This is a genomic window from Amphritea balenae, from assembly GCF_003858655.1.
Lineage (GTDB): Bacteria > Pseudomonadota > Gammaproteobacteria > Pseudomonadales > Balneatricaceae > Amphritea > Amphritea balenae.
The window spans coordinates 1-20,891 of the sequence record NZ_RQXV01000013.1 but is presented as its reverse complement, the minus strand read 5'-3'; the positions used below and the strand labels follow the sequence as shown (position 1 = coordinate 20,891).

Annotated in this window: 23 protein-coding genes; 11 read left to right on the top strand and 12 right to left on the bottom strand. The window is 48.2% G+C overall.

The window, feature by feature from the left end; all coding sequences use genetic code 11:
• The first annotated feature begins 29 nt into the window (after positions 1-29).
• The 3 genes from phbB to yddG all read left to right on the top strand — a co-directional run bounded on the left by phbB (position 30) and on the right by yddG (position 2,536).
• Positions 30-773 carry an acetoacetyl-CoA reductase gene (gene phbB / locus EHS89_RS18360; RefSeq protein WP_124927630.1) on the top strand — a complete coding sequence of 248 codons (744 nt, stop codon included), beginning with the start codon at positions 30-32 and terminating at the stop codon, positions 771-773.
• Positions 774-827: 54 nt separating this feature from the next.
• Complete coding sequence (locus EHS89_RS18355; RefSeq protein ID WP_170167549.1) at positions 828-1,556, top strand: helix-turn-helix domain-containing protein; 729 nt, start codon at positions 828-830, stop codon at positions 1,554-1,556.
• A gap of 71 nt (positions 1,557-1,627) precedes the next feature.
• Positions 1,628-2,536 carry an aromatic amino acid exporter YddG gene (yddG, locus tag EHS89_RS18350; protein ID WP_124927628.1) on the top strand — a complete coding sequence of 303 codons (909 nt, stop codon included), beginning with the start codon at positions 1,628-1,630 and terminating at the stop codon, positions 2,534-2,536.
• Positions 2,537-2,617: 81 nt separating this feature from the next.
• Here the strand turns inward: yddG and EHS89_RS18345 are convergent, their stop codons facing one another.
• Complete coding sequence (locus EHS89_RS18345; RefSeq protein WP_124927627.1) at positions 2,618-3,322, bottom strand: cation efflux transmembrane domain-containing protein; 705 nt, start codon at positions 3,320-3,322, stop codon at positions 2,618-2,620.
• A 94-nt stretch (positions 3,323-3,416) separates the two neighbouring features.
• On the opposite strand from EHS89_RS18345, the gene EHS89_RS18340 reads away from it, so the two are divergent.
• Positions 3,417-3,860, top strand: a complete 444-nt coding sequence (locus EHS89_RS18340; RefSeq protein WP_124927626.1) for a MerR family transcriptional regulator — start codon at positions 3,417-3,419, stop codon at positions 3,858-3,860.
• Here EHS89_RS18340 and EHS89_RS18335 read toward each other — a convergent pair.
• From EHS89_RS18335 to lptM, 7 genes are all read right to left on the bottom strand, one after another.
• Positions 3,857-4,375: a hypothetical protein gene (locus EHS89_RS18335; protein ID WP_124927625.1), complete on the bottom strand. Its 519-nt coding sequence runs from the start codon at positions 4,373-4,375 to the stop codon at positions 3,857-3,859. The two genes, EHS89_RS18340 and EHS89_RS18335, sit on opposite strands and share 4 nt — an antisense overlap.
• A gap of 34 nt (positions 4,376-4,409) precedes the next feature.
• On the bottom strand, positions 4,410-5,135 hold the full coding sequence (locus EHS89_RS18330) for an HAD family hydrolase (protein WP_124927624.1): 726 nt from the start codon (positions 5,133-5,135) through the stop codon (positions 4,410-4,412).
• Positions 5,128-6,060: a tyrosine recombinase XerC gene (gene xerC / locus EHS89_RS18325; RefSeq protein WP_124927623.1), complete on the bottom strand. Its 933-nt coding sequence runs from the start codon at positions 6,058-6,060 to the stop codon at positions 5,128-5,130. The genes EHS89_RS18330 and xerC overlap by 8 nt, the downstream gene beginning before the upstream one ends.
• Positions 6,061-6,062: 2 nt before the next feature.
• Positions 6,063-6,779, bottom strand: a complete 717-nt coding sequence (locus tag EHS89_RS18320; protein WP_124927622.1) for a DUF484 family protein — start codon at positions 6,777-6,779, stop codon at positions 6,063-6,065.
• Positions 6,776-7,606 (bottom strand): diaminopimelate epimerase, encoded by an 831-nt coding sequence (gene dapF / locus EHS89_RS18315; RefSeq protein WP_124927621.1) that lies wholly within the window; start codon positions 7,604-7,606, stop codon positions 6,776-6,778. The genes EHS89_RS18320 and dapF overlap by 4 nt, the downstream gene beginning before the upstream one ends.
• 101 nt (positions 7,607-7,707) lie before the next feature.
• Positions 7,708-8,955, bottom strand: a complete 1,248-nt coding sequence (gene lysA / locus EHS89_RS18310) for a diaminopimelate decarboxylase (protein WP_124927620.1) — start codon at positions 8,953-8,955, stop codon at positions 7,708-7,710.
• 42 nt (positions 8,956-8,997) lie between these two features.
• On the bottom strand, positions 8,998-9,120 hold the full coding sequence (gene lptM / locus EHS89_RS18305; RefSeq protein ID WP_124927619.1) for an LPS translocon maturation chaperone LptM: 123 nt from the start codon (positions 9,118-9,120) through the stop codon (positions 8,998-9,000).
• A 163-nt stretch (positions 9,121-9,283) separates the two neighbouring features.
• Here lptM and EHS89_RS18300 point away from each other — a divergent pair, with 163 nt between their 5' ends.
• From EHS89_RS18300 to EHS89_RS18290, 3 genes are read left to right on the top strand one after another with little or no spacing between them, the layout of a single operon-like run.
• On the top strand, positions 9,284-10,801 hold the full coding sequence (locus EHS89_RS18300) for a diguanylate cyclase (protein WP_170167548.1): 1,518 nt from the start codon (positions 9,284-9,286) through the stop codon (positions 10,799-10,801).
• 58 nt (positions 10,802-10,859) lie between these two features.
• The gene (gene cyaY / locus EHS89_RS18295; protein ID WP_124927617.1) at positions 10,860-11,183 is read left to right on the top strand and encodes an iron donor protein CyaY; all 324 of its coding nucleotides are present in this window, start codon (positions 10,860-10,862) and stop codon (positions 11,181-11,183) included.
• Positions 11,184-11,194: 11 nt separating this feature from the next.
• A complete protein-coding gene (locus tag EHS89_RS18290) occupies positions 11,195-11,758 on the top strand; it encodes a D-sedoheptulose-7-phosphate isomerase (protein WP_124927616.1) in 564 nt (187 codons plus the stop codon).
• 37 nt (positions 11,759-11,795) lie between these two features.
• Here the strand turns inward: EHS89_RS18290 and waaA are convergent, their stop codons facing one another.
• Positions 11,796-13,160: a lipid IV(A) 3-deoxy-D-manno-octulosonic acid transferase gene (gene waaA / locus EHS89_RS18285; protein ID WP_229753580.1), complete on the bottom strand. Its 1,365-nt coding sequence runs from the start codon at positions 13,158-13,160 to the stop codon at positions 11,796-11,798.
• Here waaA and EHS89_RS18280 point away from each other — a divergent pair.
• Genes EHS89_RS18280 through EHS89_RS18270 form a run of 3 tightly spaced genes read left to right on the top strand, consistent with a single transcriptional unit; the run spans position 13,159 to position 15,977 of the window.
• Positions 13,159-14,343, top strand: a complete 1,185-nt coding sequence (locus tag EHS89_RS18280; RefSeq protein ID WP_124927615.1) for an FAD-dependent oxidoreductase — start codon at positions 13,159-13,161, stop codon at positions 14,341-14,343. The genes waaA and EHS89_RS18280 overlap by 2 nt on opposite strands.
• Entirely contained in the window at positions 14,322-15,134 is an 813-nt protein-coding gene (locus EHS89_RS18275) for an aldo/keto reductase (protein WP_124927614.1), read from the top strand. Before EHS89_RS18280 ends, EHS89_RS18275 begins: the two co-directional genes overlap by 22 nt.
• Before the next feature lie 30 nt (positions 15,135-15,164).
• Positions 15,165-15,977: a hypothetical protein gene (locus EHS89_RS18270; RefSeq protein ID WP_124927613.1), complete on the top strand. Its 813-nt coding sequence runs from the start codon at positions 15,165-15,167 to the stop codon at positions 15,975-15,977.
• 21 nt (positions 15,978-15,998) lie between these two features.
• Here EHS89_RS18270 and hldE read toward each other — a convergent pair whose 3' ends face one another.
• A complete protein-coding gene (gene hldE / locus EHS89_RS18265) occupies positions 15,999-17,423 on the bottom strand; it encodes a bifunctional D-glycero-beta-D-manno-heptose-7-phosphate kinase/D-glycero-beta-D-manno-heptose 1-phosphate adenylyltransferase HldE (protein WP_124927612.1) in 1,425 nt (474 codons plus the stop codon).
• A 5-nt stretch (positions 17,424-17,428) separates the two neighbouring features.
• Positions 17,429-19,189 carry a lipid A export permease/ATP-binding protein MsbA gene (gene msbA, locus EHS89_RS18260; RefSeq protein WP_124927611.1) on the bottom strand — a complete coding sequence of 587 codons (1,761 nt, stop codon included), beginning with the start codon at positions 19,187-19,189 and terminating at the stop codon, positions 17,429-17,431.
• A gap of 124 nt (positions 19,190-19,313) precedes the next feature.
• On the opposite strand from msbA, the gene EHS89_RS18255 reads away from it, so the two are divergent.
• On the top strand, positions 19,314-20,252 hold the full coding sequence (locus EHS89_RS18255) for a lysophospholipid acyltransferase family protein (protein ID WP_229753579.1): 939 nt from the start codon (positions 19,314-19,316) through the stop codon (positions 20,250-20,252).
• Here the strand turns inward: EHS89_RS18255 and EHS89_RS21165 are convergent.
• On the bottom strand, positions 20,242-20,891 hold a 650-nt coding region (locus EHS89_RS21165), incomplete at its 5' end, for a polysialyltransferase family glycosyltransferase (RefSeq protein ID WP_211340370.1). The genes EHS89_RS18255 and EHS89_RS21165 overlap by 11 nt on opposite strands.

Here is a 20,891-nt window from a genome sequence, read left to right as displayed (position 1 = left end):
AATAAAAATAATATTTTCAGGAGAACAAGATGACTCAACGTATAGCAGTAGTAACAGGTGCCAGTGGTGGGCTGGGCGAAACCATGTGCAAAGCGATGGTGGATCAGGGCCATAAAGTTGCTGGTAGCTACCTGCCAGGTACTGATACCGATGCAAAAGAATGGCAACAAGCGATGCAAGCGGCAGGTTACGAGGTAGCCATCTACCCATTGGATGTTACTGACTACGATAACTGCTGTAGCTTCATAGCTGCAGTAGAAAAAGAGCTGGGGTCAATCGATGTACTGGTTAATAACGCAGGTATAACTCGTGATGCACCACTTAAACGGATGCAGCCGCAGCAGTGGCAAGATGTACTACGTACCAATCTGGATTCTATGTATAACATGTGTCAGCCGGTGTTTGACGCTATGTGTAGCCGCGGTTTCGGGCGAATTGTGAATATCTCTTCCCTGAACGGGGAACAGGGGCAATTTGGTCAGGCCAACTATTCTGCTGCCAAGGCGGGTATTTATGGGTTTACCAAAGCAATCGCTAAAGAAGGTGCCCGTAAGGGCGTAACCGTAAACGCTGTTTCACCCGGCTTTATCAATACACCGATGGTACGCCAGATACCTGAAAATGTACTGGAGTCTATTGTTGCAGGCATTCCTGTGGGACGTCTGGGTCAGCCTGAAGAGATTGCCAGAGCCGTGGCATTTCTGACCGCAGAAGAGGCTGGCTATATCACAGGCACAAATCTGTCGGTTAACGGCGGCGAGTATATGAGCTAATCAGATTATCCTGCGCGGCATATTTGTCAGGGTAAGGCTGTTACAATCTGTAACATGGATCAAAACACCCTTACCCTGGATTTGCGCAGCTATAGCGCAGAAACTGACAGCCACCAGCATGATTTTCATCAGCTGGTATTGCCGGTTGCCGGACAGCTGGATATGACCGTAGGTCAACGCTCCGGTCAGGTTTCCTGTCAACATGCCGCAATTGTTGCAGCAGGTGAGAGCCATGGTTTTGCCGGATCAGTCGATAACTGCTTTGTGGTCGCCGACATTCCTGATCTGCTGGCGCCGGAACTGGAACGTTTACCCGCTTTTATCAATCTTAATCCGGCCCTGATGCAGTATGTCTGTTTCCTCCAACAGCAATTACAACAAAGCAACTCCACCAGTAGCCAGCGCCAGATGTTGCTACTGCTCATACAACTTTTACACGAACAGCATGGCGAAAAAACCAGTATTGATCGCCGTATTTCAACCGCCCGGGACTATCTGGATAACCATTTCAATCAGGCTATCAGCCTTACTCAGATTGCGGGCATCGCCAGCCTCAGCCCGCGCCAGTTAAGTGAATTGTTTCGTAAGCAACTGGGTATGACTCCGCAGCAGTATCTGATCGAGAAACGCATGCAACAAGCCTGGCAATTGCTGGAACAGAACCAACTCAGCATTCAACAGGTGGCCGATAAGGTCGGTTACACCAGCCTGCCGGCTTTCAGTGATCGATTTCGTAAACATTTTAATATCCCGCCCAGTCACTTTCGCCGTTCCGGCAAATAACTCCGCTATAACGGCAAAGCCCCCGAAAGCAACAACTGTTACTCTGAGCTGATCACTGTCGGAGTCATTTCATGAAGTTATCCACAACACTGCAGGCTACACTGATCGGCTCAATTTCGATCTTTCTCTGGGGTACCCTGGCGCTATTAACCCGTCTGACGGAAGGCCGTATCCCCCCGTTTCAGCTAATGGCGATGACCTTCACTCTGGCCTTTCTGCTGATGAGTATGAAATGGTGGCGTCAGGGACACTTAGGCTTACGATACCTCCGACAACCTAAGCTGGCGTGGCTGTTAGGGGTTGGCGGTTATTTTGGCTATCACCTGTGCTACTTTATCGCGATGACTAAAGCACCGGCCGTCACGGTAAGCCTGCTAGCCTACATGTGGCCACTGCTTATCGTTTTACTCGCAGGTTTACTACCTAATGAAAAAGTGTATAAACAGCACATTATCGGCGCCGTTCTCGCCCTGTATGGTTGTTGGTTATTAATCGGAGATGATGGAAGCTATAACGCTGATTACATGACAGGCTATCTGTTGGCGTTAGCCTGTGCTTTTATCTGGTCAGGTTATTCTGTCCTCAGTCGCCTTGTTAAACAGGTCACCACCGACGCGGTCGGATGGTTCTGCGCAGTGACTGCTGTTCTGGCTCTGTTTTGCCACCTGCTGTGGGAGACGACAGTATGGCCTGAAACCAGCACTCAATGGCTGGGCATTATAGGCCTGGGAATAGGTCCCGTGGGTATCGCATTTTTCACCTGGGATTACGGTATTAAACACGGCAATTTACAATTACTAGGTGTACTCGCATATTCAGCCCCATTAATTTCAGCATTATTACTGGTTATGACTGGGCTGGCAGAAGCCAGCCTGACGCTGGGGATTGCCTGTCTGGCGATAGTGGCAGGCTCCCTAATCGCCGGCTATAAAAAGCCTGAGCAGCAAAAACAGAAACCCGGTCGCATGAGCCCTGAGTAATCGGTTACACAGGCCCTGAAGCCCCCTTCGCAGCCTGTGTAACTCAGGACTCAGCTCCCAACCTTGTCGCCTACCTCTTAACTAAGACTCTGCGGAATGACGATTATCTAATCCAGGCTCTGATGCACACCCGGATGCCGGATGAGATGGAGGCTCATCCACTCCTTGTGCTGCACCTCCTGAGGCTCTTTTTTCAAGCACTGCCTGGCGGGTAATCTGCCAGGCTGAAGAAAGGAATAAACCTGCCATAATCAAAGCCGTAGCCAGGTCTGGCCAGGGCGTATCTGAGTACCACACCCCTGAAGCAGCTATCAGAACCACCAGATTTCCAATGGCATCATTACGACTACAAAGCCAGACTGAGCGTACATTAGCATCACCATCTTTATAGCGCATGAGTAACAGAACACTCACCATGTTTGCAATGAATGCGGCTATCGCAACGCCCCCCATAGTGACCGCATCAGGACTGTTCAAAACAAAAATCCGGTAGATGGTAGAGCCTGTCACCCAGCAGGACATTAGCAGCAGGCTGAAACCTTTGAACAGGGCAGCATTGGTTCGAAAAGAGACCGCTTTACCTATGGCCCAGAGACTAATGCCATAACTAAGGGTATCGCCCAGAAAATCCAATGCATCCGCTTGCAGTGCCTGGGACTGAGCAGCAATACCCGCGACCATCTCGACACCGAACATCAATCCGTTAATCGTGATGATCAGCCAGAGTATGCGTATATAAACCGGATCCAGGCCTGTAAAAGTAGACTTTGCGCAGCAGTGGGACATAAGAAAAACTTCTATTCTATATTTATCAATACCAATACTATAAAGTCTCTAGTGACTAGAGGTTCAAGGGATAATTGAAAAAAGTGAAAGAAGAATGAGTAATGACTATTCGATTGGCCAGTTGTCAAAACTAACCAACTGTAAAATACCCACTATTCGCTGGTACGAAGAACGCGGGTTACTACCCGCAGCCAACCGTAACTCAGGTAATCAGCGTCGCTATAACAGCCAGCATCTGACCCTGTTGCGCTTTATCCGTCACGCCCGGGAACTGGGGTTTGATCTTCCGGCGATAGAACAGCTACAGAAACTGTGCAGCTGCTGTCTGGATGATCACCTGCAGGCAGATCAGATAGCGAAACAGCATTTGATCGATGTGCAACAGAAAATAGCTCAGTTACAGGCAATGGAGGCAGAGTTGCAGCGAATGATAGACAACTGTCACTATGAAGATGAGCATCAGTGTCGGGTATTGGAGGTTCTGGCTGATCACTCGCTGTGTAACTCCGAGCATTCAGCCTTAAACAAGAATAATTAGTGAGCTATACGGGGACTTTGTGGGTTACCGGCGCTATCTTGCGGTGTTGTGGTGATCCACTCTCCAGCCTGCATCACTCGCTGTAGCATATGCTCAAATGAGTAACGCTGTCCGGGTGGCAGAGCCAGAGTCATACCTTCACCTTCAGCCGGTAGCATAATAAATTTAACTACTTTACCTTCAGTTTTAATATCAACCCGCTGGACCAGAATACCATTTTCCCCGAGCGGATAATGACTGGCATCCTCCTGAAAGGGTGTTGCAAAATCAGCGTCCTCTACAGCGCCTTGTTTTTCCATATGGCCGAGATTCTGCTGCTGCTCAGGCTGTAAATGCGTTGCTTGATTCTCAGTTGGAAAGCTATGTTCAGCAAAGAGTTTATAAATGCGCAATGCCAAACGGCGGGTCCACCAGGCTCGATACTCTTTACCTTTCTCGGTTGCTTTAATCAGAATCCGATCTTCTGCCGGGTCATAGCTCAAATTGATCTGATTCTGAGTCGCCTGTTCGGTCATAGCCTGCCTGTCTAAATATGTATTCTGATAAATATTAAAGCGTAACTCGCTGTGTTGCCCGCACTGAAATCTCAGCGACAGCATCGGGTATCTCACCCAGACAGCCAACATCCTGATCCGCCGGAAGGCCATCAGGCCAGTGACGGTTATCCAGATTGACCCAGATAGTCCAAAGGCCGGCGTTCTTCGCACCTTCGATATCATGATGAGGGTTATCTCCGATATGGATGACCTGCTCGGGCCGCAATCCATTCTGTTCCAGCATCAGTTCAAACATCAATGGATGGGGTTTCTCTTTACCCACACCATCGGCATTGAGGGCGAAATCAAACAGGTCACCGAGACCTACCCGATTGACATCCGCATTGCCATTGCTCAGTGCCCCAATCATATAGCCCGCCTGTTTGAGCTTTTCCAGCATCGTTCTGGCATGCTCAAACAACTCGACCTGATTACGTGCTTCGATAAAGACTTCAAAGGCCTGGTGGGCGAGTGCCAACGCTTGCTCCTGTGGATAACCCGCCTGCAACAAGCCAATTTCCAACTGCTTCATCCGAATCATAGTGACACTGTGGCCGATATCAGGAAACGTCTGCAGTGCTTGCTGCTTAAGGCTTTCGAAGTCCCTTAGCTGATGACATTTAACAAAGGCTTCAGCATTTTCACTGAGCCAGCCATAGAGGGTTTTATTCGCGGCAACGATTACCGGGTTAACTGCCCAGAGAGTATCGTCCAGATCAAAGGTTATACATTTAATCATCGTTATTTTCAGTCTGCTTGTGAGCCCTTGGATGGGCTTTTTCATAAACATCCATCAGGTGCCGGAAGTCCAGATGAGTATAGATCTGAGTCGTCGATATATCTGAATGACCCAGTAGCTCCTGTACTGCCCGCAGATCACCACTGGATTCCAGCATATGGCTGGCAAAGGAGTGACGAAGTCTGTGTGGATAAACTTTACCTTGAGTATGCTGCATTTTACCCCGTCGGTCGATCCGTAACTGCACGCTTCTGGTACTTATCCGGGTACCCCGCTTACTCACAAACAGGGCCATCTCTTCCGGTCGGGCCAGGCTATCACGCAGATTAAGCCAGCAATCTATTGCCTGCATCGCTTTACCGCCTATAGGTAATAACCGTTCTTTGCTTCCCTTACCCACAACCCTTAAGCTGGCATCTTGCCAGTCAATACTATGCAGATCGAGACTAACCAATTCAGACAATCGCAACCCCGACGAATAGATCAGTTCCATCATCGCCTGATCACGGCACTCCAGTGGATCATCAGTAGCCTCCGATTCAAGCAACTGATTAAGCTGATCAACATCCAGTGTTTGCGGGAGTTTACGGGGACTTTTAGGTGCCTGTACCCCCAGTGCAGGGTTTTGATGTACCAGGCCTTCGCGATGCAGGTATTTATAAAAACTACGTATGGCCGACAGTAGCCGCTGAATACTTTTTCCCGACAGCCCTTCCCGATGCACCCAGCCGACAAAGTTGCGAATCTGTTTCGTTTCAACTTTGGCCCAGTTCACCTTGCCATCAGGAAACAGAGTACTGTGCTGCAGATATTCCTGCAGGCGGGTCAGGTCACGGCGGTAATTACTGAGTGTATGGCGGGATAGCTGACGCTCGCTGCCCAGATAGAGATAAAATCCATCCAGAGCAGCATCCGCGGTTTTCATTTTCAGGCCTGAGTGTTCCGTAACATCGGCGAGACAATCCGACTTACTGCCTGACCAATATAATCCAGGAACAGAGTTCCCTGATTGCTTTGAAAGTAGGTCGGATCAAAGCTACCAATGGCCAGTAAACCTAGTGTTTCGCCCTTCACCAAAGGTACTGCCGCCGCAGATTTAACCTTAAAAGCATGTTCTTTAAACAGTAACTGGTTCTGTAACTCTGACAAATTACCACAGCGGGTCTGTGACTGATCCACCAGCCCATCAATCGCTGCAGCATCTTCACGCTTAATCAGATGCAAATTATTCTGCTCTTCAGCATGTTCACTAAAGAGTAGCAGCGCAGTGGTATCGCTGTGAAAATCCTGACACAGGCTCTCATCGATAGCGACGGCAACATCATCCAGTGTTTCAGCATCCAGCAGTGCCAGAATCATTTTTTTAGTTTTTGTGAACTGGATATCATTTTCCCGGGCTACACCGACCAGATCTCCAAGGTAATCATGCAGTTCACGGTTTTTCTCCCGTAACAGACTGGTCTGACGCTCAACCAGAGAAACCGTATTACCACGCTGATGAGGGACATACAGTTTTTCCAGCAGATGCTCATTGCCAGTAAAAAAGTCCGGATGCTGTTTCAGGTATTCAGCTACCTGTTCAGCATTCAGGGCTAGATGTCCATTTTCAGTTGCACTGGTCGCTTCTGGCTTTAATTCGCTCATAGGAAAATCTGTCCTTCATAGACGGTTGTTGCCGGTCCTGTCATTCTCAGGGGCTCGCCTGCGCCAGCCCATTCAATATGCAGTGTGCCACCGGGCAGATGTACTGTCACTTCTTCATTCAGCAGACCACGTAAACGTCCGGCGACAACGGCAGCACAGGCCCCCGTGCCACAAGCCAGTGTCTCTCCTGCGCCACGTTCAAAAACCCTTAACCGGATCTCAGCACCGCTGATCACTTCCATAAAACCGATATTCGCTTTGGCTGGAAACTTGGGATGCCGTTCCAGCTCAGGCCCCCAGCTTTCAACCGGCGCCGTATCAACCGCATCTACCACCAGTACACCATGAGGGTTACCCATAGAAACCGCACTGATCTGAACCGCCTGACCATCGACATCGATTGGATAGGTGGCTGCAGCCTGATCAGCACTGAAAGGGATCTGCTGGGGCTCCAAAACGGGCACGCCCATATCAACGACTACCTGCTTGTCTTCAGTAATCGTCAGGTAGATAGGCCCCTTCTCAGTTTCAACCGCAACGGTTTCCTTAGCGGTGAGTCGCTTATCCCGAACAAACTTAGCAAAACAACGTGCACCGTTACCGCAATGCTCAACTTCACTGCCATCGGCATTAAAAATACGATAACGGAAATCCATATCAGGATTGCCCGGCGGCTCTACTATCAGCATCTGATCAAAGCCCACGCCAAAATTACGGTCCGCCAGACGCGCCACTAGCGCTGAGTTCACTTTAACTTTCTGGGTGATGGTATCCAGCACCAGAAAATCGTTACCCAGACCATGCATTTTTGTAAATCGAACTAACATATCTCTCTCGCCAGGCGTTGCTGTTAAGACAGCATTTGCCTCTATATTCGGGGTCTCTGTTAGCGCTGAGAAAAGTTTAATCTCAGCCCTTTTTTCAGAGACTAACCCGGTAAAACTGATTCACCACGCAGCTGATCGACAACGGTTTCCCGCTTACGGATCAGATGGATTTGGTTATCATCCACCATCACCTCCGCTGCACGATTTCGGGTATTATAGTTTGAGCTCATGCCGAAACCATATGCACCGGCCGAGCAAACAGCTAACAGATCACCGGCTTCCAGGTTTAGCTGTCGATCTTTACCCAGGAAATCGCCGGACTCACATACCGGGCCTACCAGATCAAAACTACGGCTTTCCCCTTCTCGTACTTCAACCGGAATAATTTCCATGTAAGCGCTATACAACGCCGGACGTATCAGGTCGTTCATTGCACCATCAATAATGGCGAAGTTTTTATGCTCAGTACATTTCAGGAACTCGACCTTAGTGATCATGATACCGGCATTAGCGGCGATCGAACGGCCCGGTTCGAAAATCAACTTCAGTGGCCGATCACCCAGCCTTTCAATCACTGCAGCGATATATTCCTGAGGTGTTGGCGGTACTTCATCGGTATAGCAAACACCCAGGCCACCACCCAGATCCAGATGTTTAATAGTAATACCCTCACTAGCCAGGGTATCGATCAGTACCAGCAAACGATCCAGCGCGTCCAGGAACGGCGCAATCTCTGTTAGCTGAGAGCCGATATGACAATCCACACCTTGTACATCCAGATGACTCAGGCTATTCGCATAAGCATAGATACGCGCGGCATCTTCTATCGCCACACCAAACTTATTATCTTTCAGCCCTGTTGAAATATACGGATGGGTACCTGCATCCACATCGGGATTAACCCTTAATGAAATTGCCGCGACTTTATCCAGCTCAGCAGCAACCTTATTCAACCGGTCAAGTTCCGCTTCAGATTCAATATTAAAACAGTGAATACCCGCTTCCAAAGCGCGGCGCATCTCGCCTTCACGCTTAGCCACACCGGAAAAAACAACTTTAGCCGGGTCGCCACCCGCCTTAATCACCCGCTCCAGCTCACCCACTGAAACAATATCAAAGCCAGCACCCAGGCGAGCCAGAACATTCAGCACACCGATATTAGAATTAGCTTTCACCGCATAACAAACCAACGCATCACGGCCTTCAAGCGCCTGCGCATAATCAAGATAAGCACGTTCCAGTGCATCCCGGGAATAGATATAGGTTGGTGTACCGTACTCTTCAGCGATACGGGTTACCGGTACTTCTTCGGCGCACAGGCGGCCATTCAGGTATTCAAAATTATCCATGGTCTTCAACTGTTTAAATATATCGGGTCAGAAAAGGTTAAATTACTGTTGTGACTGTAGTTGTGTCTGCTGCGGTGCATCAGAGGGCAGATAGAGCGGTCCTTTTTGACCACATCCACTGATTAACAGAGCACTAAAAAAGATCGCTATCCAACAAGCTTTCACGTTTTAAATTCCTGATCTGAAGTTAATAAGCCGATTATACAGCGCTGCCGCCATGATGAGTACCTGCGTATACCGCATACAGACGGCATTACTAAAGATAACTTGCAAGTCGCAACATCATCTACCTATTATTAGGATTCAGATACAGAGGTTTCTGGGGATCATGCCATCAATTACTGATCTTAAAGTTGTTATCTATGGCGATTACAATTGTCCGTTCTGTTATGCACTACATGAGCATCTGCAAGCCGATGAACGCCAGGATCTGACTGAATGGCGCTTAATTCAACACGCACCGGATGTAACTAGTAATGTCTGTACTACTGACGATCAGGTGGAGCTCACCAATGAAGTTGCTACAGTGCGCCATCGCGCACCGGATCTGACTATAGCTCTGCCTCCTAACAGACCAAATACCCGGCAAGCTAATCAGATCACTGAATCACTCAGGCAGTTCAGTGCTCAACTAGCTCAACAATTCCGCACGCTGGTGTACCGGGCTTTGTGGTGCTCAGGACTGGATATATCGAAAACCGAAACACTGCAATCACTGTTAGAACAACTCGATCACCCTTTACCTATTCCCGGCCCGCAAACGCAAAAGCAGCTGGATGAATGGCAGGACCTTTGGCAACAAAGCAACTACGATAAACGTATCCCGGTGATGCACCATCCTGAAGGACAACCGCTGCTGGGCCTAGCCAGTAAAGAGGATATTCTGAGTTATCTGACTCAACCGGGTCGTCAGCCCTTACATACTATCGCCAGCTGCAGTTTCAAACCTCGCCCGATTATAGTCTTGCTCGGCTCCATGACGGAATACTGGCCGTTAATTCAGCCACTACGAAATGATTATGACTTGCGGGTTATCTCCGGCTCAGAAACATTTGTGGAATTTTTAGACAGCCCTGAAACTATCGATCTTGTACTCTTTACTGGCCCCCCTGACAATGGTGACAATCAACGCTGCCTGCAGGTCATACAGCAGCGCTCTTTACAACACCTTTCTACAATCATGCTAAGCAAACAATACTGTTCTGCTGAACACACACAGTCTTGTCAGCTGGGCTATAACGACTACCTGCACCCAGACGTTCCAAGCCAGATAATCGTTTCGCGGATCAGCCGACTGATCAGCCTGAAGCGTCTGACCGATCAGCTACAACAACAATCAAATAAAGATCACCTGACCGGCCTTTATAATCGTCGCGAGCTTGAGCATCAACTGGAACTTGAGTGGCTCAGAGCGACGCGATCTAAACGATCTCTCTCATTATTAATGATGGATATCGATTATTTCAAGCAGTACAACGATAGCTATGGCCATCTTGCCGGAGATGATTGTTTACGAACCACTGCCCTGACAATCGGACAACATATTAAACGCCCTGGTGACAAAGCGTTCCGTTATGGTGGCGAAGAATTTATTCTACTATTACCAGAAACGGATCATCAGGGAGCTCTATTTGTAGCCAAAAAAATCCAACAACAGCTAGCCTCCCAAAGTAATCAAAAGTTACCTGCTATTACTTTAAGCATAGGCATTTCGACCGTCGAAATAATTACGCGGCAAACGCCTTTCCAGTTACTAGAGCTGGCAGATAAGGAACTGCTTAAAGCTAAGCAGTCCGGCAGAAACAGAGTGAGCAGCGTTCTGCTGGACCACGCCAATGATGAGTAGCTGAAAGAACTGCTATATACTCTGTCACAACGATAAATTGCAGCTACAGAGCTAACTGATGAACGAATCTGAATTTAACCAGAAAGTGGATGACACCCTGACCGCTGTCGAAGATATTCTCGACGATGCTGAAACTGACATTGATTTCATCAATAATGGCGGCGTTCTGACCGTTATCTGTGAAAACAAATCGCAGATTATTTTTACCCGCCAGACTCCGGTTAAGCAGTTATGGCTCGCAGCTCGTAGCGGCGGCTTTCACTTCGATTACTCTGTTGATACGGATAGCTGGATACGAGACAGTGACGGCGCAACGTTAAACGCTGTACTGTCTGAAGTATTCACCGAACAGGCCGGCGAACAGTTCAGTTTTGAGCTGTAAGGAATACTCAGATGTCATTTGAAAACGCCCTGCAACGTCATATGCAAACCTTCAACCGATTACCTGAAATACGAGCAGAGGTTGAGCAACTGGCTACACAGATAGCCGCAACCTTTACCGCCGGCGGCAAGCTTCTGTTTATGGGTAATGGGGGTAGTGCAGCAGACAGCCAACATCTGGCGGCTGAATTTGTGGTGCGCTATAAAGCCGAGCGTAAAGCGTTACCAGCTATCGCACTAACCGTGGATAGCTCCATTCTTACTGCACATTCAAATGATTACAGCTTTGATTCGGTATTTACGCGACAGATAGAAGCACTCTGCCAACCGAATGATCTGGTGATCGGCTTATCCACCTCTGGCAATAGCACTAACGTGATTAATGCGATCGAGGCCGCTCAGATAAAAGGCGCGACTTGCTGGGCCTGGACCGGTGAAGATGGCGGTAAACTAAAAGCGATTGCTGATCACCTGATTAAAGCACCCAGTACTGAAACCGCGCGTATTCAGGAGGCTCATATCTTTATCGGCCACTGGCTGTGTGAAGAGATGGATCGCCGCCTTAGCAGCGACTAAGACTGTTGGTTTAAACCTAAAGCTTATAACCTAGAACTTATATGCCTGACAGTTGCTTGACCAACTGCAGCTGTTTTTCTAATGCCCCACGATTGGCGTCGATACACTGACGCCCCCTCATACCCATTGCCCGGGCTTGTTCCGGATGTTCGATCAGCTCAGCAACAGCCCGCTGCAGTTCCCGCTTATCAGCCACAGTCTGCAACGCCAGTTCCTGCTCCATATGAGAAACGATCTGATTAAAATTGAAATAATTGGCGCCCATTAACACCGGTTTAGAAAGAACAGCAGGTTCCAGCGGGTTATGCCCTCCCCGCTCGATTAGACTGCCGCCGACAAACACGATATCAGCAGCACCGTATAACAACATCAGATCACCCATAGTGTCGCCTATATAGACCTGACAATCATGAGTTGGCAATTGTCCGAGGCTACGACGGCAGGTGTGCCAGCCCGCTTTAACACTCTGATCATAGACCTCAGCAAAACGCTCGGGATGGCGGGGTACGAGTATCAACAACAGATTGTTATAACGAGACTGGAGGTTAGTATATATTTCAAGCAGTTGCTGATCTTCATTATCATGGGTACTGGCACCAATGAGTACCGGCCGTTCACAACCCCAGGCTTCTCGTAACTCACTAATCCGCTCATCATTGTCTGCTGGTACCGAGATATCGAATTTAATACTGCCGGTGACTTCCAGCTTTTCAGCACCCAGCCCCAGTTCAATAAAGCGTTCGCCATCATCAGAGTTCTGCACCGCTATCCGACTAATGTTTTGCAACATAGGCCGGCTTAACCAGCTGACTTTTCCATAACCCCTGGCAGAACGGGATGACAATCGTGCATTAATAACAGAGACGGGTATATCTCTGCGCTTACAGCTATGAATAAGGTTGGGCCAGAGCTCGGTTTCAACAATGACACAACTGCGTGGCTGAATCCGTTGATGAAAACGGCTCAGAGCATCCGGCAGATCATAAGGACAGTAGCAGTGCTGTACCCGCGCGCCAAATTGTGCCAACACCCGGGCGCTACCTGTGGGTGTCATGCTGGTGATAATAACCGGTATATCCGGGTGTTCCTGCAACAGCCGTTCCACCAGGGGTATAACAGCAATAGTCTCGCCCAGAGATACAGCATGAATCCAGATCGGCCGTTCACCCTGCCACCATTTAACAAGACCAAAGCGTTCGGCCCAGCGTAAACGATACTCAGGCGCTTTCTTCCCCCGCAGCCAAAGCTTTAGAAGAATAATGGGCGTCAGACAATAAAATACCAGTGTATAAAGCAAGCGAGCCATACGGTTGATCAGTTTCCGCAAGTAAAACAGCAGTCTACCATTATCAGAACGGGATACCGAGGGTATAATGGGCGCACCTACAGCAGGACTATGCATGCAAACTATCAATACAGATCTGGTTATTTTCGGCGGCGGTATCGCCGGGCTTTGGTTGCTAAACAGGGTTCGGCAGCAAGGCTATGATGCTATTTTACTGGAAACCAACACCCTGGGGGGTGGCCAGAGCGTTTGTTCCCAGGGCATTATCCATGGCGGGACAAAGTATGCGTTGAATGGTGCCCTGACTCAGGCATCAAACAGCATCGCAGATATGCCAGCCCGCTGGCGTGAATGTCTGGCCGGCACCGGTGAACTGGATCTGAGCAGTGCGCGGGTATTATCAGATGCCCACTATATGTGGTCGGCGGGCTCTCTTGGCTCTAAGATGACCACCTTCTTCGCCAGTAAAGCACTTAAAGGCAGGGTTGATCAGATAGCACCTGAACAGCGCCCAGTGGTATTTCAACACCCGACGTTTCGTGGCCAGTTATATAAACTTAATGAAATTGTGCTGGACGTACCCTCCGTCATCAGCGCACTGGCCAGCCCTTACGCTGATTATATTCGTAAAGTAGAGTCGACGAAGATACAACTGGATTCACAATCTGGCCAGGTGAGCGGCGTTACTCTGGGTAATTTGAAAATCAACGCACAGCGTTATATCACCACTGCAGGTGAGGGTAGCGAACAGTTGTTGCAAGAACTGCAGATTAAAAAACTACAGATGCAACGTCGTCCCCTACATATGGTCATGGTACGTCACCGCTCAGTTCTGCCAACCTTTGCTCACTGTATCAGCAGTGGTACTAAGCCCGTCGTGACTATTACCACACACCCGACCCGCAATGGCGAGCAAGTGTGGTATCTGGGGGGGGATCTGGCAGAAACCGGCGTTCAACGTACAACCGAACAACAGATCGCTGAAGCTCAGAAAATTCTTGGCAAACTATTACCCTGGATTGAACTGAAAGAGGCTCGCTGGGCTAGCTTTCATATAAACCGGGCTGAGCCAAAACAATCATCCCTTACCCGACCGGATGCAGCTTTCGCCCAATCGTTCGGCAATACCATCATCAGCTGGCCCACTAAACTGGCGTTGGCACCCGATCTCAGTGACCAGATATTAGATCTGCTGCAACAACAGAACATCACTCCTGAATACCGGTCCGATATTGCTACGCTGAATCAGTTACCTGAAGCAAAAGTGGCTGAACCTGTATGGGAGACAATGTTTTGTTAACCCCTGAAGTAATTGCTGGCACTGATATTAAAGTTAGTCCTATCGGCCTTGGTACGGTAAAACTAGGCCGGGATCAGGGCGTAAAATACCCGGACAGTTTTACCATACCGGATACCCGGGCCGCTCAAGAATTACTGGTTTTGAGCCGTGAGCTGGGTATCAACCTGATTGATACAGCTCCCGCTTATGGCAATAGTGAAGAGCGTTTAGGGCCTCTGCTTCAGGGACAGCGTAATGATTGGATAATCTGCAGCAAAGTAGGCGAAGAGTTTAATAACCAGACTGGGCAATCACATTTTGATTTTACCCCCGAACATGTGAGATTAAGTATAGAGAGAAGCCTGCAGCGGTTGCAGACCGATGTGATTGATATCGTACTGGTGCACTCCGATGGTAATGATCTTGAGATTATCCAACGCTACGGTATTTTAGAACAGCTGGAACACCTGAAAAAAGAGGGCAAGATTCGAGCGGCAGGCATGTCGGGTAAAACGGTAGAAGGCGGTATCGAAACCCTTAAACGTTCTGATATTGCTATGGTGACGCACAACCTGAATTATCAGGAAGAGTTGGCCGTTATCGACTTTGCCGCAACGAACAACAAGGGAATTCTGGTTAAAAAAGCATTGGCTTCAGGCCACTTGAGTCAGCAGTATGAAAACCCACTGCAGGCAAGCTTTGATCTGATATTCGGACACCCCGGTGTCAGCAGTGCCATTATCGGTACGATAAACCCGGATCATCTACGGGCTAATGTTGCAGCAGCATACAATAGCCTCAGGAAGAACTGAAAATAGCCGGTATTTTACGAAGGAAACTGCATGATCCTTGCCAGTAAAGATCCTAACGAATTCCGCACTCAGGCAATTGAGATTGCACCTTTTGCCGGGGGGGTGAATATCACACCGGTTGGTATTCCTGTCGACTTTGAAACCATGCAGATGCGCCGCAAGGCCTGTACCCCTAAGATTCCTGGTAAATATGCTAATCTCGGCGTTTCTGCGCAGATTCATCTGCGGCTGGATAATAAAGAATATCTGGTACTGGTTCGCCAACAACGCACCGACCATGCGGTACTTAAACTACCTTCGGGATATGTACCACTGGAACAGCTAACCAATCCCTATCTGACACTTGCTCAGGAACTGGTTGAAGAGTGTCTGTTATTGAAAGGCAAACAGTTCTGCCGCACCGATTTGAATACTCAGCGTCTTATCAAGCCCTATTCCACACTGGAATATCATACTGAACACAGCATGCAGCTATTCAGCGAGCGGCGTAACCCTTTGAAGCTTCCCGAAGCTCAGGTCTATATCAACCGCCAGCCGTTGCTGGGTAATCCTTTTCTCTATATCCATAAACAGACCTGCTCGGCACAGCTAGTTTACCCTCTGAGGCTGGAATTACCTGGAACGGATCAGCTTTCGCTGCTACATGCGGAAGAACAATACGATCTGACTTCTAACGAGCTCAGCGTAGTGATGAACACAGACCTCTGGCTGGCCCGACTCAACCGGGAAGGAATTTTTAGTTTAAACAAACTGATAAGAGATCGGGTGCAGGCGATAAAAATTCCCGCCAACACCCATCTGAGTGAAGTATTTGCGCCCAAGCAGAAAGCCAAGCATTTCTAAGGAAAACTGATTAAAGCGAAATTATTTACTCTGAATTTTTTCAACTATCGCTGTAGTTGAGCAATTATCGAGGAATGAAAGCACTTTCACCTCACCACCATAACCCTTTACAAACTCAGCACCCACGACCTGATCCAGTCCGTAATCGCCGCCTTTGACTAACACATCAGGCTTAACCTGCTGCAACAATCGTTCAGGGGTATCTTCAGCAAAACTAACCACCCAGTCGACCGCTTCCAATCCAGCCAGCACCGCTTTACGACGCTCTACCGGATTAATTGGCCGACCTTCACCTTTAAGCCGTTTAACCGAATCATCATCATTGATCGCTAGTACCAGACGATCTCCCTGGGCTCTGGCTTGTTCCAGATACCCCACATGCCCGGCATGCAAAATATCAAAACAACCATTTGTGAAAACGATCTTTTCACCGGCAGAACGCGCATCATCCAGCGCGATCAGTAACTGCTCTTCACTGACAGCGCCTCGCTCAGAGCCTTGTTCCCGATTCACCGCACCGCGTAATTCCGGCCCACTGATCGCTGCCGTACCCAGCTTACCTACAACAATACCCGCGGCAATATTAGCCAGACCGGTAGCCACTTCGAGGGTTTCGCCAGAGGCCAGCGCAGCAGCCAGTGTAGAGATAACCGTATCTCCGGCACCGGTTACATCAAAGACTTCACGTGCTTGCGCAGGATAATGCACCTCATTCTGACCAGGCTTTATCAAGGTCATCCCTTGCTCGCTTCGGGTTACCAGTAACGCATCAAGCTCCAATTTCGTCACCAGCTGCTGAGCTTTATCCACCAACTCCTGTTCGGTATGGCAAGGCCCGACAACCGCTTCAAACTCACCCATATTCGGAGTCAGCAGGGTTGCGCCACGATAACGTTCAAAATCTGAGCCTTTGGGATCGACCAGTACCGGAACTTTTACCGCACGGGCAGCCTTAATCAACACCTGAGGATCGCTCAGCGTCCCTTTATCATAATCCGATAATATCAGCGCTGTTACATTGCTCAGTAAAGCCTGAATCTGTTGCTGTAAAGCCTGACTGTAATCCGTCGCAAATCGCTCTTCAAAATCCAGTCGAATCAGTTGCTGGTGACGACTCATTACCCGTAGTTTGGTAATCGTCGGCTCAGAATTACTCATACAGAATGCACAGTTAACTCTGGCTGAACTCAGTTGCTGTTCCAGAGCTAGCCCGGCTTCATCTTCACCCACAATACCTACCAGCGACACACCCGCACCCAATGCCGTGATGTTAAGCGCAACGTTAGCGGCACCACCAGGACGGTCTTCACGTTGATCTACCTTAACCACAGGCACCGGCGCCTCTGGTGAAATTCTGGATGTCGGGCCATGCCAGTAACGGTCCAGCATCAGATCTCCAACAACCAGCACCTGAGCTTTATCAAAACGGGGCATTACCAGTTTCATATTATTTATTCCTGATCCGGTTGTTGTTTGGTTGCTGGCAGATCCGCAGTTTCAGAGAACTGCAATTGATAGAGGTTGGCATAGATACCGTTCTGCTGCAGAAGTTCAGCATGGCAGCCCTGCTCGAGTATACGACCGGCATCCATTACCATGATCCGGTCTGCGTTTTCGATTGTAGATAGTCGGTGAGCAATCACTATCGTTGTACGACCTTGCATAACATTCTCAAGCGCATCCTGAATATGGCGTTCCGACTCGGTATCCAGGGCAGAGGTCGCTTCATCAAGAATCAGAATTGGCGCATCTTTCAGAATTGCCCGGGCAATGGCGATACGTTGCCGTTGCCCGCCTGACAACAAAGTACCATTTTCACCGACCAGCGTATCAAGACCTTCAGGCAGGTTATTTGCAAACTCGGTCACGTGAGCGGCCTGGGCGGCTGATTCAATCTGCTCTCTTGAACAATTAGCCATAGCACCATAGGCAATATTCTCAGCAATGCTGCCATTAAAGAGAATCACCTGCTGATTAACCAAGGCGATCTGATTACGCAGGCTAGCCAGCGAATACTCCTGGATATTATGACCATCCAACAGTATTTCACCTTCACTGGCATCGTAAAAACGCGGCAACAATCCAGCCAGAGTCGATTTACCACTACCGGACTTACCTACCAGCGCGATGGTTTCACCTGGCGCTACATTTAAGTTGATATCATTAAGAACAGTTTTGCCGTCTGAATCATATGTAAAACTGAGATGATCGAATTGCAAAGCACCGCGAACGTTCTCAAGCTTAAGAGTACCACTATCTTTTTCTGGCTCGGTATCAACAACATCAAAAACACTTTCAGATGCGGCCAGACCTTTCTGAATCATGCTACTTATTTCGGTTAATGAACGAACCGGTTTAGCCATCAATGCAGCAGCAGAAATAAAAGCAATAAACTGCCCTGTACTCATTTCCTGGATCAGATCGGGATCCATCGCTAAAAACGTCATAAGCGCTATAACACCAGCAACCAGCATCTGCACGATAGGCGTGGTAACCGATTGTGTCACAACCATCTTCATCGTTTGCCGTCTGTTTTGCTGGCTTACATCAGTAAATTGGTCAATCTCCAGTTGGCTACCACCAAAGATTCTAACCACCTGATAGCCTTTGATTGCTTCAGCAGCAGATGAGGTTATATCCCCAACACTTTTCTGCACATTTCGGCTGATCCCACGCATTCTACGGGCAGCAATCCCCACAATCGCACCCACTATCGGTCCTATAACTAAAAACAATAACGTCAGCTTCCAGTTCAGATAAAGCATATAACCGAACAAACCAATAACAGTAAGACCTTCCCGCAGGGCTATTTTAAGTGCGTTCGTCGCAGCTCCGGTGACCTGCTCAACATTATAAGTAAGCTTGGCTAACAGCTCCCCACTTGAGCTTTTATGATAATAACTGCTAGGCAGAATCATCAGATGCTTAAACAGATCAAGTCTCAGGTTATGGATAACATAACGGGCAACATAGGCTAGTCCATAATTACCCAAGAAAGTGCCGATACCCCGGATAAAAAAGATCCCCAGTATAGCCAGCGCCAGCCAGATTCGGTCTTCAAACGCTCCCCGCTCAACCGTATCAACGAAAGCTTCGAGCCATTTGGCCGAAGCTGTCTGTGATACCGCATAAATCACAAAACCAACCACACTAACGATAAAGGCAGGCCAGTACTGCTTCACATACTGCAGTAACCGAAGATAAACCTGCATACTGTTATCTGTCTTCACAATTAATCAAACTCTTAGTTATTCAGCCTCCAGCATTCTGATCAGAACTAGAGTTCAGGGGAGGCAAACATTATAATTGCCTGATTTTACAGCATCTGGATAGATTGTGGGCGATAAAGAAGTGAGCTGGTCAGATTTTTTAGCACCAAAATATTGGGGGCTCTGGCTCGGTATTGGTTTGTTACGGCTGGTATGCGCACTTCCATTAGCCGCAGGTTACCGGATAGGCAGGACACTTGGCCGTGTGCTTTACCGCCTGATGCCCTCTCGACGCCATGTCACCCAGGTAAATATAGCAACCTGTTTTCCTGAACTGAGCCAGGAAGAACAACAAAACAGGGTTAAGGAAGTATTTGAAAACAACGGTATCGGCCTCATCGAAACCGGCTGGGCCTACTGGAAAGACAAAGATCTTTTTCGTTCAAATACTGAATTTCGAAATTTCGAACTGCTGGATAACTATCTGAAACAGGGCAACGGTGTCATCCTGATGGGCTGGCATTTCTCATGTCTGGATCTTGCAGGTTTACTGTTTTCCCTACACGGCGCCCCCTGTAGTACCTTGTACCGCGCCCACAACAATCCGATGCTGGAGTGGTTTTTCACCTCCGGCAGAGAGCGATTCAGCCAACCGATAGAACGTAAACAGACGCGTCAGATGCTGCGAGCGATGCGCAAAAACCGCTGTATCTGGTATGCCCCGGATCAGGACCTGGGTCGTAAAGGTACTGTTTTTGTGCCTTTTTTTGGCCAATCAGCTGCGACAACTGTCGCTACAACAAAAATGCACAAATTGAATCAGTCACCTCTGGTAAAGCTTGATTGCTGGCGCAAACCTGACAATTCAGGTTATGTCCTTGAGGCTAGTGCTGTACAGGGCTTCCCTTCAGGTGAGGAAACCGAAGATGCAAGTCTTATAAATGCAGCGATTGAAGCAGGGATTCGCAAAGCACCAAGCCAATACATGTGGGTTCATAAACGATTTAAAACACAACGAGAGAAAACAACTAAATTTTATAAAACAGAAGCTTTATTCAAGAAATAAGAATATCTAATTCTTTAAATAAGTTTTCTAATTTCCTATTCACCCCCCCTCTACTTTCCGAGATCACATTAAGATCAGGCCTAATCCAACGCGTAGTTAGTAGTGTCGAGGAAACATCCCCAATGATAGTTGTCTTGGTAGGTAACAGCATCAATAAACTTTCAAATGCTGCCTCCGCAGGTAATAGAGTGACCCCTTCATCTTCCAGTCTAAGCAGGTCATATTCACTATATCGAGGATGATACTTAACTGCGCTATTTTCGCCATACCTATGCAGTGTTTCTAGTACGTGAGAGCGGTAACGCTCATTATCACCAAATAACGATTCATGTGGCAAAGTTAATACAGCATCAAGGTTCTTCAGGCTTTTAATATCTAAGGAGTGAGTCGATAACAATAGCTTGGAAAACTCAACTACATCTTCATCCAAAAACATGCTGCTACTTAAACCAACAACATCCTTAGATTTCAATCGCTTATCTATTAAATCTGGATATGCAACATAAACCTTATCTACCAGAGAAGACGCACCTATTGTTGTAGGCTCCTGCCACCAACAGCCATAACTTATTTTTTTAAGTAAATTATCAAGATGCTGAGAAATTGCGTTTTTAGGTTTTCGTCCAATGTAAGTAAAAG

Coding starts and splice junctions, on each gene's coding strand:
- EHS89_RS18355 (WP_170167549.1), top strand. CDS start 828: ATGGATCAAAACACCCTTACCCTGGATTTGCGCAGCTATAGCGCAGAA.
- waaA (WP_229753580.1), bottom strand. CDS start 13,160: ATGCATAGTCCTGCTGTAGGTGCGCCCATTATACCCTCGGTATCCCGT.
- hldE (WP_124927612.1), bottom strand. CDS start 17,423: ATGAAACTGGTAATGCCCCGTTTTGATAAAGCTCAGGTGCTGGTTGTT.
- EHS89_RS18335 (WP_124927625.1), bottom strand. CDS start 4,375: ATGACCGAACAGGCGACTCAGAATCAGATCAATTTGAGCTATGACCCG.
- lysA (WP_124927620.1), bottom strand. CDS start 8,955: ATGGATAATTTTGAATACCTGAATGGCCGCCTGTGCGCCGAAGAAGTA.
- EHS89_RS18280 (WP_124927615.1), top strand. CDS start 13,159: ATGCAAACTATCAATACAGATCTGGTTATTTTCGGCGGCGGTATCGCC.
- EHS89_RS18345 (WP_124927627.1), bottom strand. CDS start 3,322: ATGTCCCACTGCTGCGCAAAGTCTACTTTTACAGGCCTGGATCCGGTT.
- EHS89_RS18270 (WP_124927613.1), top strand. CDS start 15,165: ATGATCCTTGCCAGTAAAGATCCTAACGAATTCCGCACTCAGGCAATT.
- cyaY (WP_124927617.1), top strand. CDS start 10,860: ATGAACGAATCTGAATTTAACCAGAAAGTGGATGACACCCTGACCGCT.
- msbA (WP_124927611.1), bottom strand. CDS start 19,189: ATGCAGGTTTATCTTCGGTTACTGCAGTATGTGAAGCAGTACTGGCCT.
- EHS89_RS18330 (WP_124927624.1), bottom strand. CDS start 5,135: ATGATTAAATGTATAACCTTTGATCTGGACGATACTCTCTGGGCAGTT.
- dapF (WP_124927621.1), bottom strand. CDS start 7,606: ATGTTAGTTCGATTTACAAAAATGCATGGTCTGGGTAACGATTTTCTG.
- EHS89_RS18290 (WP_124927616.1), top strand. CDS start 11,195: ATGTCATTTGAAAACGCCCTGCAACGTCATATGCAAACCTTCAACCGA.
- EHS89_RS18275 (WP_124927614.1), top strand. CDS start 14,322: ATGGGAGACAATGTTTTGTTAACCCCTGAAGTAATTGCTGGCACTGAT.
- xerC (WP_124927623.1), bottom strand. CDS start 6,060: ATGAAAACCGCGGATGCTGCTCTGGATGGATTTTATCTCTATCTGGGC.
- EHS89_RS18320 (WP_124927622.1), bottom strand. CDS start 6,779: ATGAGCGAATTAAAGCCAGAAGCGACCAGTGCAACTGAAAATGGACAT.
- phbB (WP_124927630.1), top strand. CDS start 30: ATGACTCAACGTATAGCAGTAGTAACAGGTGCCAGTGGTGGGCTGGGC.
- EHS89_RS18300 (WP_170167548.1), top strand. CDS start 9,284: ATGCCATCAATTACTGATCTTAAAGTTGTTATCTATGGCGATTACAAT.
- EHS89_RS18340 (WP_124927626.1), top strand. CDS start 3,417: ATGAGTAATGACTATTCGATTGGCCAGTTGTCAAAACTAACCAACTGT.
- yddG (WP_124927628.1), top strand. CDS start 1,628: ATGAAGTTATCCACAACACTGCAGGCTACACTGATCGGCTCAATTTCG.